The organism is Actinosynnema sp. NPDC004786 (assembly GCF_053601135.1).
This window is the reverse complement of the sequence record NZ_JBSGBG010000010.1, coordinates 22,962-35,233: the sequence shown is the minus strand read 5'-3', so window position 1 is coordinate 35,233 and position 12,272 is coordinate 22,962. Positions and strand designations below refer to the sequence as shown.

Here is a 12,272-nt window from a genome sequence, read left to right as displayed (position 1 = left end):
GAGGTTGGCTATTTCTACTTCACGATCAGCTCCCGCGCCATGCCCCGGGGCCGGGAATTTCGCCGGGCGCGCCCGCGCGTCAGAGGTCCAGCGCGCGCGGCAGCTTGTCGGGGGCCACCACCATGTCCACCCGCGTGACGCGTCCGTTGTGGAGGGTGAACGAGCAGACGAACCGGGTGGCCGCGCCGATGAGCACGGCGAACCCCGGCCCGCCGTTCACGGTCAGCGGCGCGATGCGCTGGTCCGCCGGCATCTTGCGGCGCACGCCCACGAGGAACCGCGCCACCCGGTCCGCGCCCAGCACCGGGCGGCGGGCCACGCCGTGCAGGCCGCCGCCGTCGCTGGTCAGCACGACGTCCGGGTCGAGCACGGCCAGCAGGCCGGCCAGGTCGCCGTGGCCGACCGCGCGGAGGAACGCGTCGACCGCCCGGCGGTGCTCGGCGCTGCCGACGTCCACCCTCGGCGCGCCGGCGGCGACGTGCGCCCGCGCCCGCACGGCGAGCTGCCGCACCGCCGCCGGGCTGCGGCCGACCACGGCGGCGACCTCCGGGAACGACAGGCCGAACACCTCGTGCAACACCCACGTGGTGCGCTCGGCCGGGGTGAGCGTCTCCAGCACGACCATGAGCGCGAAGCTCACCGTGTCGTCCAGCGTGACCCGTTCCGCCGGGTCCTCGGCGACCGCCACCAGCGGCTCCGGCAGCCAGGGCCCGACGTACTCCTCGCGCCTCGCCCTGGCCGACCGCAGCACGTCCACCGCGCGCCGGGCCACCGCCACCACCGCCCACGCCTCGACGTCGCGGACGCGCTCCCGCCCGTCCGCGGCGGTCAGCCGCAGCCAGCAGTCCGACACCACGTCCTGCGCCTCGGCGACCGTGCCGACCAGCGAGTACGCCACGCCGACCAGGCGCGGCCTGATCCGGGTGTACTCGGCGGCCAGCTCGGCGACGCGGTCCGCAACGGGCCCGGCGGCGGCCGGTTCGGCGGCGGCGACACGGTCCGCAACGGCGTCACGGTCCGCGGCAGGGGCGACACGGTCCGCGGCAGGGGCGACACGGTCCGCGGCAGGGTCGGCAAGGGCCGGGTCGGCGGCGGGAGCGGCGGGAGCGGCGGCGGGGTCGGTCACGCGCCCACCGTCTCCAGGTACTCGGCGAACGTCCGCTTGCCCTCGGTGTAGTCGCCTTGCGGGCACAGCGCGCCCGTGGCCAGCCCTTCCGGGCCCTCCCCCGCCTCCTCGACCTCCAGCGCGTCACCCCTGCGGGCGACGAGCCGCCGTGCCATGTCGACCAGCCGGATGCGCTCCGGCCCGGCGATCGGCGTGGTGAGGCCCTGCGGCTCGCCCGTCGCCAGCTCCACCAGGCGGGCCGCCACGTCGGAGGTGGACACCGGCTGCGAGAGCATCGGCGGCACCTGCGCGACCGGCCCCGTCGCGCCCGCCAGCACCTGGCCGGCGAACTCGAAGAACTGCGTCGCCCGCAGCACGGTCCACGGCACCGGACCGGCCGTGACCAGCGCTTCCTGCTTCCGCTTGCCGAGGTAGTAGTCGAGGTCCACCACGTCGGAGCCGACGATCGACAGCACCACCAGGTGCCGCACGCCCGCGCGCGCCGCCGAGTCGACCACGTGCCGGGTGCCCTCGGTGAAGAACCGCACCACCTCGTCCGGGCTCTGCCAGCCGGGCGGGTTGGACACGTCGATCACCGCGTCCGCGCCCCCGAAGGCCGCGTCGAGCCCTTCGCCGGTCAGCAGGTCCACGCCCGCGGCGCGGCTGACCACGACGGGCTCGTGCCCGGTCCGCGTCACCTCGTCGACCACCCGGCGCCCCACCGCGCCCGTCCCGCCCACGACCACGATCTTCATCGTCCGTCCTTCGTCCCGTCCCAACCTGGCACAAGGAGGACGAGGCGGCCCGCGGGAACTGTGACACGCCGGCGGTCAGTCACCCTTCCGGGCGAGCGCGGAGGGCCACCAGACGCGCCGGCCCACGTCCACGGCCAGCGCCGGGACCAGCAGCGACCGCACCACGAACGTGTCCAGCAGCACGCCGAACGCCACGATGAACGCGATCTGCGCCAGGAACAGGATGGGCAGCACCGCCAACGCCGAGAACGTCGCCGCGAGCACCACGCCCGCCGACGTGATCACCCCGCCGGTGATGGTCAGCCCGCGCAGCACGCCCTGCCGGGTGCCCAGCTCGCGGGACTCCTCGCGGACCCGCGTCATGAGGAAGATGTTGTAGTCGATCCCCAACGCCACCAGGAACACGAACCCGAACAGCGGCACCACCGGGTCGGCCCCCGGGAAGTCGAAGATCCCGTTGAACACCAGCGCCGCCACGCCCATGGTCGCGGCGAACGACAGCACCACCGTGGCGATCAGCAGCAACGGCGCGAGCAGCGACCGCAGCAGCAGCGACAGCACGATGAAGATCACCAGCAGCACGATCGGGATGATCACCAGCCGGTCGCGCTCGGACGTGGTCTGCGTGTCGAGCTGGGTGGCGGTGGGGCCGCCGACCTTGGCGTTGGCGTCCGGCACGGCCCGGACCGCGTCCCGCAGCCGCTGGACCGTCGCCACGGCCGCCTCGGAGTCCGCCGGGTCGTCCAGCACGACGTCCAGCCGCACCAAACCCTCGGCCTCGCCCGCCGGCCGCACCTCGGACACGCCGGCCACGTCCGCCGCCCGCGCCACGGCCTCGGCCTGCCCGGCGCGGGCGAGCACCACGGCCGGCGTGCCGCTGCCGCCCGGGAAGTGCCGGGACAGCACCTCCTGGCCCGCCACCGAGTCGACGTCGGTGAGGAACACGTCGGACTGGGCCGTGCCGGACGCCTTGAGCTGCGGCACGAACGCCACGCCGACCAGCAGCACCAGCGTGGTGACGACCCACGTGGCGCGCGGCCGGGCGGAGATCAGGCGCGCCACCCGCGCCCACAGCCCGCTCGCCTCCGGGTGCGGCGAGCCGAGTTCCGGCCGCCGCGGCCAGAACGCGGACCGGCCGAGCAGCACCAGCACGGCGGGCAGGAACGTCACCGAGGCGAGCAGCGCCGCGCCGATGCCGATCGCGGCGACCGGGCCGAGGCCCTTGTTCGAGTTGAGGTCGCTGAACAGCAGGCACAGCACGCCGAGCACGACGGTGCCCGCGGACGCGGCGATCGGCTCGATCGTGGCCCGCCACGCCACCCGCATCGCCCGGTAGCGGTCGTCGGTGTCGCGCAGCTCCTCGCGGAACCGGGACACCAGCAGCAACGCGTAGTCCGTGGCCGCGCCGAACACGAGGATGAACAGGATGCCCTGGCTCTGCCCGTTGAGGTCGATCACGCCGCCGTCGGCGAGCAGGTACACCGCGAGGCTCGCCAGGCCGAGCGCGAACACCCCGGACAGCAGCACGACCAGCGGGAGCAGCGGGCTGCGGTAGACGAGCACCAGGATCAGCGCCACCACCGCCCCGGCGACCAGCAGCAGCAGGCCGTCGATGCCGCCGAACGCCTCCTTCAGGTCGGCCACCTGCGCGGCGGGTCCCGCGACCAGCACGGTGAGCCCGTCCGGCGGGTCGGCGAGCTGCTCGCGGATCCGCTCCACCGCGCCCGCGGGGTCGTTCGGGTCGACCACGACGACCACCTGCGCGGCCTGGTCGTCCCGGGTGGACGGGATGACCGGCGACGCCTCGCCCGGGAAGTCCCGGCCGCCCAGGTAGTCGCGGTCGGCCGGGGTGAGGCCGGAGGGCCGCTCGGCGACCACGACCGCGGGCAGGCCGCGCGCGTCCCCGAACGCCTTGAGCCGCTCGGACACCTCGGTGGCCTCGGCGGACGACGGGAGGAACGCGGTGCTGTCGTTGACCGCCACCTCGCTCAGCCTGCCCGCGAACGGGCCGGAGAAGCCGCCGAGCGCCAGCCACGCGACCGCCACCAGGGCGGGCAGCAGCCAACGGGTGCGGGACGGGGTCGCGGTCACGGGAGAATGACCTCCGAGGTCACATGGTTCGACGATCCAATAGTTCGACCGTCGAAACAATAACGGGAGGGCGCGTGGTGGACAACTCGGTCCTGGTCAGGTTGCTCCGGCAGCTCACGGTCGAAACCGACCGCTTCGCGGAGCTGTTCGGCGAGCGGCAGCGCATGCATCGCACCGACCTCAACGCCCTCGCGCTCATCATGGACGCCCGGTGGAGCGGCGCGCCGATGTCGCCGAGCAGGCTGGCCGAGGCCCTGCACCTCAGCGCGTCCGCGACCACGTCCGTGCTGGACCGGCTGGAGGCGTCCGGGCACGTCGAACGCGCCCGCAACCCGCACGACCGCCGCAAGGTCGAGCTGCGCGTGCCGGACAAGGCGCTGGAGCTGGGCCGCCGCTTCTTCGGCCCGCTGGACACCGCGTTCACCCGGGCGTGGGAGGGGTTCAGCGACGCGGACCGGGAGGTGGTCGCCCGCTTCCTGGCCGCCAGCATCGAGGCGACCGTCGCGGTGCGGGCGGAACTGGCCGCGCCGCCCGAGCCGAAGTCATCCCGGCCCGGTCCGCAGTGACCGACCGGTAACCCTTCCGCACCGGCCCGGACGCGACAGGGTCTCACGCGTGAGAATCCTCTTCTCGAGCCTCGGCTCGCACGGACACACATTCCCCCTCGTGCCCCTCGCCGTCGCGGCGCGCGAACTGGGCCACGACGTCGCGTTCGTGACCACCGACAGGTTCGCGCCGACGCTCACCGCGCAGGGCATCGAGCACGTCACGGGCGGGATGGACATGCTGGAGGCGTTCGAGCTCGGCAACGCCGGCCCGGCGGCGCGCAAGGAGCCGGACTTCGACCCCCGGCGGGTCTCGGCCGTGTTCGGCCGGATCCTGGCGAGCCGGTACGCGGCGGACCTCGCGCAGGTCATCGCCGACCGCAAGCCCGACCTGGTCGTGCACGAGGTGGCGAACGTCGGCGCGGCGGTCGCGGCGAAGGCGGCGGGCGTGCCGGCGGTGTGCCACTCGTTCGGCCGGTACTGGAAGCCCAGCGGACCCGTGGCGGACATCCGCCGGCACCTGGCCGAGGTCGCCGCCGGGTACGGGGTGGAGGTGCCCGACGGGGACGTGATGCGGTTCGGCAACCCCTACCTCGACCTGTGCCCGCCGTCCGTGCAGGACCGGGACTTCCTCGCCACGGCGACGGACCGGGTGCCGCTGCGGCCGGTGCAGTTCGCCGAGCCGGGCGGGCTGCCGCCGTGGGTGCTGGACCACCGCGAACCGCTCGTGTACCTGACCCTGGGCACGGCGTTCACCACGGCGGGCGTGCTCCGCACCGCGATCGACGGCCTCGCCGCGCTGGGCGTGCGGGTGCTCGTGTCCACCTCCATGCTCGTGGGGGTGGACGAGCTGGGCGACCTGCCGGACACCGTGACCGTGCGGGCGTGGCTGCCGCAGGGCGACCTGCTGCCGCACGCCGACCTCGTGGTCCACCACGGCGGCGCGGGCACCACGATGGGCACGTTCGGCGCGGGCGTGCCGCACCTGGTCCTGCCGCAGGGCGCGGACCAGTTCGCCAACGCCGCGATGGTGACCGAGGCCGGGTTGGGCGACCGGGTGCTCGGCGCGGAGCTGACCGCCGAGGTGGTCGCCGCCAAGGCGCGCCGCCTGCTCGCCGACGACGCGGTGCGCGACGCGGCCCGGGCCATGGCCGACGAGGTCGCCGCCATGCCGTCGCCGCACGATGTGGCGGGCGTCCTGCTTGACTACGCCTGAGCCGCACCGGGCGAGTCGCCGACCGGCGCGCGCACGCGGATCGGCGGTTGCCGGCCGACGCGCCGGAGCGGATGCGCGCCTCCCCGCCCGCGGAGGTGGCACGCGGTCCCCCGACCGGCCCCGCCGGACGGACGCGGTTGCCGACCGGCGCGCCGGAGCGGGCCCGCGGGTCCCGACCGGATCACCGACGCGACCGCGGCGGTGCGGTCCCGAGATCCCGGCCGCACCGACCGGTCGTGAGTGATCTTCGCCTCGTCCGGGTGAAAAGGGACGAAATTCACCCGTTGTGGAAATGACCTCGCTACGCTCGAACCAGTGCGAATCCTCTTCTCCAGCCTGGGCTTACACGGGCACACCTACCCCCTGCTGCCGCTGGCGATCGCCGCCCGCGAGCTGGGGCACGACGTCAGCTACTTCACCGGCGCGGCGTTCGCGAACGCCCTGACCCCGCACGGCATCGAGCACATCGTCGGCGGCATGGACCTGCGCGAGGCGTTCGCCATCGCGAACGAGGGCGTGCCGCCGGGCAAGCCGCAGGAGGCCGACCCCGAGCGGATCGCGGCCGCGTTCGCCTCGGTGCTGCCGCGCGCCTTCGCCCGCGACCTCGCGCCCGTGCTCGCCGACCGCAAGCCCGACCTGGTCGTGCACGAGGTGGGCAACCCCGGCGCGGGCCTGGCCGCCAAGGTGGCCGGCGTGCCGGGCGTGTGCCACTCGTTCGGCCGGATGTGGCAGGAGGACGAGTTCGCCGACGCGGCGACCAGGCACCTCCTCGCGGTCGCCGCCGACCTGGGCGTCGGGATGCCCGAGGACAACCTCATGACGCTCGGCAACCCCTACCTCGACATCTGCCCGCCCTCGGTGCAGGACAAGGGGTTCCTCGCCACCGCGACGAACCGGATCCCGCTGCGGCCGGTGCCGTTCGCCGAGCCGGGCGAGCTGCCGCCCTGGGTGTTCGACCACCGCGAACCGCTCGTCTACCTGACGCTGGGCACCGCGTTCGGCGACCCGGGCGTGCTGCGCACCGCGATCGACGGCCTGGCCACGCTGGGCGGCCGGGTGCTGGTGGCCGCCGGCCCGACGGTGGACACCGCCGCGCTCGGCGGGCTGCCCGACCACGTCGCCGTGCTGCCGTGGGTGCCGCAGGCGGACCTGCTGCCGCACGTGGACCTCGTCGTGCACCACGGCGGCAGCGGCACCACGATGGGCGCGTTCGGCGCGGGCGTGCCGCAGCTCGTCGTGCCGCAGGGCGCGGACCAGTTCAGCAACGCCGCGATGGTGACCGAGGCCGGGCTGGGCGACCAGGTGCTCGGCGCGGACCTCACCGCCGAGGTGGTCGCCGCCAAGGCCCGCCACCTGCTGACCGACGAGGCCGTGCGCGCCGCCGCGCGGGCGATCGCCGACGAGGTGGCCGCCATGCCGTCCCCGCACGACGTGGCCCGCACGCTGCCCGACCACGCCTGAGCCCGCCGCCCGCCCGGCCGCGCCGAGGGGTCGCGGCCGGGCGGGCGCTGCGGGAAGGTCCCCGAACGAAGTCCGATGGCCGGCGCGGTCGCCTGACCTACGCTCCGACCGGTGCGCATCCTCTTCTCCAGCCTCGGCCTGTACGGCCACACCTACCCCCTGCTGCCGCTCGCGATCGCCGCCCGCGAGCTGGGCCACGAGGTCGCCTTCTTCACCGGCGCCGCGTTCGAGCGGACCCTCACCTCGCGCGGCATCGAGCACGTCGTCGGCGGCATGGCGCCGCGCGAGGCGTTCGAGATCGCGATCGGCCGGACCCTGCCGGGCACGCCGCGGGAGGCCGACCCCGAGCGGATCGCGTACACGTTCGCCTCGGTCCTGCCGCGCAGCTTCGCCACCGGCCTCGCGCCGGTGCTCGCCGACCGCGCGTTCGACCTCGTCGTGCACGAGTTCGGCAACCCCGGCGCGGGGCTGGCCGCGAAGGCGGCGGGCGTGCCCGCGCTGTGCCACTCGACCGGCCGGATGCTCCAGGAGCCCGAGTTCGCCGAGCCCGCGCGCCGCCACCTCGCCGAACTCGCCGCGGAACTGGGCGTCGAGGTGCCCGAGCGCGACACCATGGTGCTCGGCAACCCCTACCTCGACATCTGCCCGCCGTCGTTGCAGAACCCGGAGTTCGCGGCCTCGCCGACGCGCCGCGCCCCGCTGCGGCCGGTGGCGTTCAGCGAGCCCGGCGAGCTGCCGTCCTGGGTGCGCGACCACCGCGAACCCCTGGTGTACCTGACGTTGGGCACGCTGTTCGGCGCGGAAGGGGTGCTGCGCACCGTGGTCGAGGGCGTCGCGGCGCTGGGCGCCAAGGTGATCGTGTCGGTCGGTCCGCGGACGGAGGTGGGGGCGCTCGGCGAGCTGCCCGACCACGTCGTGGCGCTGCCGTGGGTGCCGCAGGCCGACCTGCTGCCGCACGTGGACCTCCTGGTGCACCACGGCGGCGCGGGCACGACCCTGGGCGGGTTCGCCGCGGGCGTGCCGCAGCTCGTCGTGCCGCAGGCGGCGGACCAGTTCGGCAACGCGGAACTGGTGGCCGAGGCCGGGTTGGGCGACCGGCTCGTGGGCGCCGACGTGACCTCGGAGGCCGTGACGGCCACGGCCAAGCGGCTGCTCGCCGACGAGGCCGTGCGCGCCGCCGCGCGGGTCGTCGCCGACGAGGTGGCCGCCATGCCGTCCCCGCACGACGTGGCCCGCGCGCTGCCCGACCACGCCGTGCTTAACACGTAAGCCGGGCCACTCGTCGCAACGATCACGCCGCTCGTCGTGGCCTGCTTGACCGGTTAATCCCACCGCTGCCACCGTCGGCGACGCCACCACTGACGACTGGCGTTGGGAGACCTCCATGGCAAGACACGTCGGGAAGGCGGCCGTGGTCGCCGCGCTCGTGGCGGCGGCCGTGCTGCCGCCCACCGCCTCCGCGCACGGCAAGCCCTGGGTGGCCGGCTGGGCGGCGAGCCCCGTGGTCGGCAGCGGGATCCCGTGGAGCGACTGCCCGGCGGGCGAGGGGCTGCGCGACCAGACCGTCCGCAACGTCGTGTTCCTCAGCGCGGGCGGCGACTCGGTGCGGGTCCGGCTGACCAACGCGTTCGGGGCCGCGCCGCTGCGGGTCGGCCGGGCGTCGGTCGCCGTGCAGGCGTCCGGTGACGCGGCGGTGCCCGGCACGCTGCGCGAGCTGACGTTCCGGGGCCGGCGGAGCGTCACGGTGCCGGTCGGGCAGGAGCTGTTCAGCGACCCGGTCCGGTTGCGCGTGGAGGCGCTGTCCACGCTCCTGGTGAGCGCGTACCTGCCGGAGGCCACCGGGCCGCTGACCAACCACCCGTTCACCGCGCAGGGCAACTACCTCGCGCCGGGCGACCGGACCGGGGCGCTGTCGGGCGGGTTCCGGGGCACGCCGTGCTGGATGGCGGTCAGCGGCGTGGACGTCGCGCCCGCCGGGCGCGTCGCGGGCACGGTGGTGGCGTTCGGCGACTCGATCACCGACACCGCCAACACCACCGGCAACGCGAACCGGCGCTGGCCGGACTTCCTGGCGCGGCGGTTGAACGCGGTGCCGGGCCGCACGCTGTCCGTGGTGAACGCGGGCCTGGGCGGCAACCGCCTCATCGCCGACCGCGACGAGCCGTACTGGGGCGTGGCGGGCGTGACGCGGGTGCGGCGGGACGTGCTGTCGCAGACCGGGGTGAAGGCGATGATCCTGCTGGAGGCGGTCAACGACATCGGCTACAGCGCCTCGGCCGAGGACCTGATCGCGGGGCACCGGGACGTGATCGGGCAGGCGCGGGCCGCGGGCGTGAAGGTGTACGGGGGCACGATCCTGCCGTTCAAGGGGTCGTTCGTCTGGACCGAGGAGCGCGAGGCGACCTGGCGTGCGCTCAACGACTGGATCCGCACCTCCGGCGAGTTCGACGGCGTGATCGACTTCGCCGCCGCGACCGCCGTGCCCGGCGACCCGGCCACGTTGAACCCGGCCTACGACAGCGGCGACCACCTGCACCCGAACGACGCGGGCACGGAGGCGATGGCGAACGCGATCGACCTGGCGATGCTGCTGCGCCGCTGAACCGGGGCGGGTTCCGCCCGGTCCCGTGCGCGCCGGCCGAGGCGGTCCCGCGCCCCGGGGTCGAGGGCTGTCCGGGAAGTGGACGAAGGCGGTGCAGGTCTCGGTGACGAGTCGTGGTGCCCCGGCGGCGATGGTGCCGAACCCCCACCGCCGGGGAGCCCGCTGTTCCCTAGGTCCGCTGTCCGGGGAGTCCGCTGTCCGCGAACGCCCCGGACAGCGCGGTCCGCCAGGGAGCACGATGGATCCCGTGATCGTCTGACCGGGGAGGCGCGATGGATCCGCTGGACGCCTACTCGCGCGCCGTGATCGCGGTGGCGAAGTCGGTCACGCCCCACGTCGCGAGCGTGCGCATGCCGCGCGGCACGGGGTCGGCCGTCGTGTTCACCGACGAGGGCCACCTGGTGACCAACGCGCACGTCGTCGGCGGGGACCGGGACGGGACGGCGGTGTTCGCCGACGGGTCCGAGTCGCCGTTCACGGTGGTCGGCGCGGATCCGCTGGCCGACCTGGCGGTGCTCCGGGCCGGCGGTGACGCGCCCGGCGCGGCGCGGTTCGGCGACGCGGACGCGTTGCAGGTCGGCCAGTTGGTCATCGCCGTCGGCAACCCGCTGGGCCTGGCCGGTTCGGTGACCGCCGGGGTGGTGAGCGCGCTCGGCCGCGCGGTGCCGGTGCGCAACGGCCGGGCGGGACGGGTGATCGAGGACGTGATCCAGACCGACGCCGCGCTCAACCCGGGCAACTCCGGCGGCGCGCTGGCCGACTCCGCCGGCGAGGTGGTCGGCATCAACACCGCGCTGGCGGGCATCGGCCTGGGGCTCGCGATCCCGATGAACAGCACCACCCGGCGGATCCTGTCGACGCTGCTGGTCGAGGGTCGCGTGCGCCGGGCCTACCTGGGCGTGGTCGGCGCGCCCGCTCCCCTGCCGGACGCCGTCGCCGAGCGCACCGGGCAACGCGCGGGCGTGCGGCTGGTGCAGGTGGTGCCCGGCGGTCCGGCCGAGCGGGCGGGCCTGCGCGACGGCGACCTGGTGCTCAGCGTGGCGCGGACGCCGGTCGGCGACGCGCAGGGCATCCAGCGGCAGCTGTTCGCCGAGGCGATCGGCCTGCCGCTGCCCGTCACCGTCCTGCGCAACGGCGCGATGGTGGACGTCATCGCCACCCCGACCGAACTCGACGGCTAGCGCCGCCGGGCCGCGCGGGCTCAGCGGAACGAGGCGGTCAGGCAGGCGACCCGGCCGCCGGCGCTGCCCGCCCGGCCCTGCGCGGTCTCGGTCTTGGGCTGCTCGTGCAGCACGATCGAGCCCGGCACGCGGTCGCCGAAGGTGAACGGCACGGTGGTCTCGGCCCGGCCGTTGCCCTGGCCGTCGGTGACCAGCTCCAGCCAGATCTCGTTGCGCGGGTTGGCGTACGCCGGGTCGACCGACGGCCGCTCCGGCGTCGCGGCCGGGTCGATCTCGTGCTGGTAGTGCGGCCCGGCGTCGGTGCTCTTGCGGCCGCACGGGTCGGTGTGCGCGTGGGCGGCGTAGCCGCGGTTCGGCTGGAGCAGGTCGGCGGCCAGCCGCACGGTCGTCGTGCCGTCGCCCTCGACCACTTCCAGCGCGAGCTGCGCGCCCGCCGGCGCGGCGGCCTGGTCGTAGGTGAACGCCGTGTCCGCCGCCTCCGCCGCGGCCAGCACGCCGACGTCCCGGCTGCCCGCCTCCGGCGTCGGCGAACCGGCCCGGCCGGACCCCGCCTCACCGCCGCACCCGACCGCGGCGCAGAGGACGGCGGCCACGACGATGACGACCCGCATGCCGGTCCCCTTCGGACGTCCACTGCGAACGCCGTCCGACTACCCCCGCCGCCCCCGGCGAAACGGCGCGGGCGGCGGACCACCCGGCCGGGTGGTTCGGCACTACCGGCCCGAACGCGGGGAAACCTCGTGTTGTCGACGCCGCGGCCGGCACCCGCGGCACACCACGATCCCGAGGGGGTTCGATGAGCACCCGCACCCTGATCGCCGTGCTCGCCTGCGCGGCGGCGCTCCAGGCGCCGGTCGCGCACGCGACCGCGGACCCCGGCGCGCTGATCGCCTGCGAGACGGCCCCGGAGGACCGGGCGACGGCACGCGCCGAGACGCAGGCCCGGTCGCAGTCCTGGTTGGACGAGCAGGTGCCCTACAGCCAGCGGACCTGTCACCGCAACGAGTACGGCAGCTACCGCGCCGACTGCTCCGGCTACGTCTCGATGGCCTGGGGCCTGACCCACTCCCGCACCACGACGACGTTGCGCGACGTCTCCACCGAGGTGCCGCGCGCCGACCTCCGCCCCGGCGACGCCCTCGTCAACGACGGGCACGCGGCGCTGTTCGTGCGGTGGGCCGACGACGCGAAGTCGGAGCCGGTCGTGCGCGAGCAGACCGGCCCCGACGGCGCGCCGCCGGTGGAGCGGAAGTGGACGGCGCAGACGGCCGCCGGCTACACCCCCGTCCGGTACTACAAGGTGGTCGAGGACTGAC

Annotated in this window: 11 protein-coding genes; 7 read left to right on the top strand and 4 right to left on the bottom strand. The window is 75.2% G+C overall.

Annotated features, from left to right (window positions below; genetic code table 11):
- Nucleotides 1-79 precede the first annotated feature (79 nt).
- From sigJ to ACWEFJ_RS10955, 3 genes are all read right to left on the bottom strand, one after another.
- Nucleotides 80-1,126: an RNA polymerase sigma factor SigJ gene (gene sigJ / locus ACWEFJ_RS10965; RefSeq protein WP_449713636.1), complete on the bottom strand. Its 1,047-nt coding sequence runs from the start codon at nt 1,124-1,126 to the stop codon at nt 80-82.
- Entirely contained in the window at nt 1,123-1,860 is a 738-nt protein-coding gene (locus ACWEFJ_RS10960; protein ID WP_449713635.1) for an SDR family oxidoreductase, read from the bottom strand. Before ACWEFJ_RS10960 ends, sigJ begins: the two co-directional genes overlap by 4 nt.
- A gap of 75 nt (nt 1,861-1,935) precedes the next feature.
- On the bottom strand, nt 1,936-3,951 hold the full coding sequence (locus tag ACWEFJ_RS10955) for an MMPL family transporter (protein ID WP_449713634.1): 2,016 nt from the start codon (nt 3,949-3,951) through the stop codon (nt 1,936-1,938).
- A 74-nt stretch (nt 3,952-4,025) separates the two neighbouring features.
- Here ACWEFJ_RS10955 and ACWEFJ_RS10950 point away from each other — a divergent pair, with 74 nt between their 5' ends.
- From ACWEFJ_RS10950 to ACWEFJ_RS10925, 6 genes are all read left to right on the top strand, one after another.
- Nucleotides 4,026-4,517 (top strand): MarR family winged helix-turn-helix transcriptional regulator, encoded by a 492-nt coding sequence (locus tag ACWEFJ_RS10950; protein WP_378087554.1) that lies wholly within the window; start codon nt 4,026-4,028, stop codon nt 4,515-4,517.
- 100 nt (nt 4,518-4,617) lie between these two features.
- The gene (locus ACWEFJ_RS10945) at nt 4,618-5,712 is read left to right on the top strand and encodes a glycosyltransferase (protein WP_449713633.1); all 1,095 of its coding nucleotides are present in this window, start codon (nt 4,618-4,620) and stop codon (nt 5,710-5,712) included.
- Between the two features lie 315 nt (nt 5,713-6,027).
- A complete protein-coding gene (locus ACWEFJ_RS10940; protein ID WP_378087551.1) occupies nt 6,028-7,173 on the top strand; it encodes a glycosyltransferase in 1,146 nt (381 codons plus the stop codon).
- Nucleotides 7,174-7,284: 111 nt separating this feature from the next.
- Nucleotides 7,285-8,442, top strand: a complete 1,158-nt coding sequence (locus ACWEFJ_RS10935) for a glycosyltransferase (RefSeq protein WP_449713632.1) — start codon at nt 7,285-7,287, stop codon at nt 8,440-8,442.
- Between the two features lie 115 nt (nt 8,443-8,557).
- Nucleotides 8,558-9,775 (top strand): SGNH/GDSL hydrolase family protein, encoded by a 1,218-nt coding sequence (locus ACWEFJ_RS10930; RefSeq protein WP_378087547.1) that lies wholly within the window; start codon nt 8,558-8,560, stop codon nt 9,773-9,775.
- Nucleotides 9,776-10,047: 272 nt separating this feature from the next.
- Nucleotides 10,048-10,956, top strand: a complete 909-nt coding sequence (locus tag ACWEFJ_RS10925) for a S1C family serine protease (RefSeq protein WP_378087545.1) — start codon at nt 10,048-10,050, stop codon at nt 10,954-10,956.
- 20 nt (nt 10,957-10,976) lie between these two features.
- Here the strand turns inward: ACWEFJ_RS10925 and ACWEFJ_RS10920 are convergent, their stop codons facing one another.
- Nucleotides 10,977-11,567, bottom strand: a complete 591-nt coding sequence (locus tag ACWEFJ_RS10920) for a superoxide dismutase (protein WP_378087543.1) — start codon at nt 11,565-11,567, stop codon at nt 10,977-10,979.
- A 185-nt stretch (nt 11,568-11,752) separates the two neighbouring features.
- Between ACWEFJ_RS10920 and ACWEFJ_RS10915 the strand changes: the two genes are divergently transcribed.
- The gene (locus ACWEFJ_RS10915; RefSeq protein ID WP_378087541.1) at nt 11,753-12,271 is read left to right on the top strand and encodes a hypothetical protein; all 519 of its coding nucleotides are present in this window, start codon (nt 11,753-11,755) and stop codon (nt 12,269-12,271) included.
- The last annotated feature ends 1 nt before the right edge of the window (nt 12,272 follow it).

Coding starts and splice junctions, on each gene's coding strand:
- ACWEFJ_RS10915 (WP_378087541.1), top strand. CDS start 11,753: ATGAGCACCCGCACCCTGATCGCCGTGCTCGCCTGCGCGGCGGCGCTC.
- ACWEFJ_RS10930 (WP_378087547.1), top strand. CDS start 8,558: ATGGCAAGACACGTCGGGAAGGCGGCCGTGGTCGCCGCGCTCGTGGCG.
- ACWEFJ_RS10920 (WP_378087543.1), bottom strand. CDS start 11,567: ATGCGGGTCGTCATCGTCGTGGCCGCCGTCCTCTGCGCCGCGGTCGGG.
- ACWEFJ_RS10960 (WP_449713635.1), bottom strand. CDS start 1,860: ATGAAGATCGTGGTCGTGGGCGGGACGGGCGCGGTGGGGCGCCGGGTG.
- ACWEFJ_RS10925 (WP_378087545.1), top strand. CDS start 10,048: ATGGATCCGCTGGACGCCTACTCGCGCGCCGTGATCGCGGTGGCGAAG.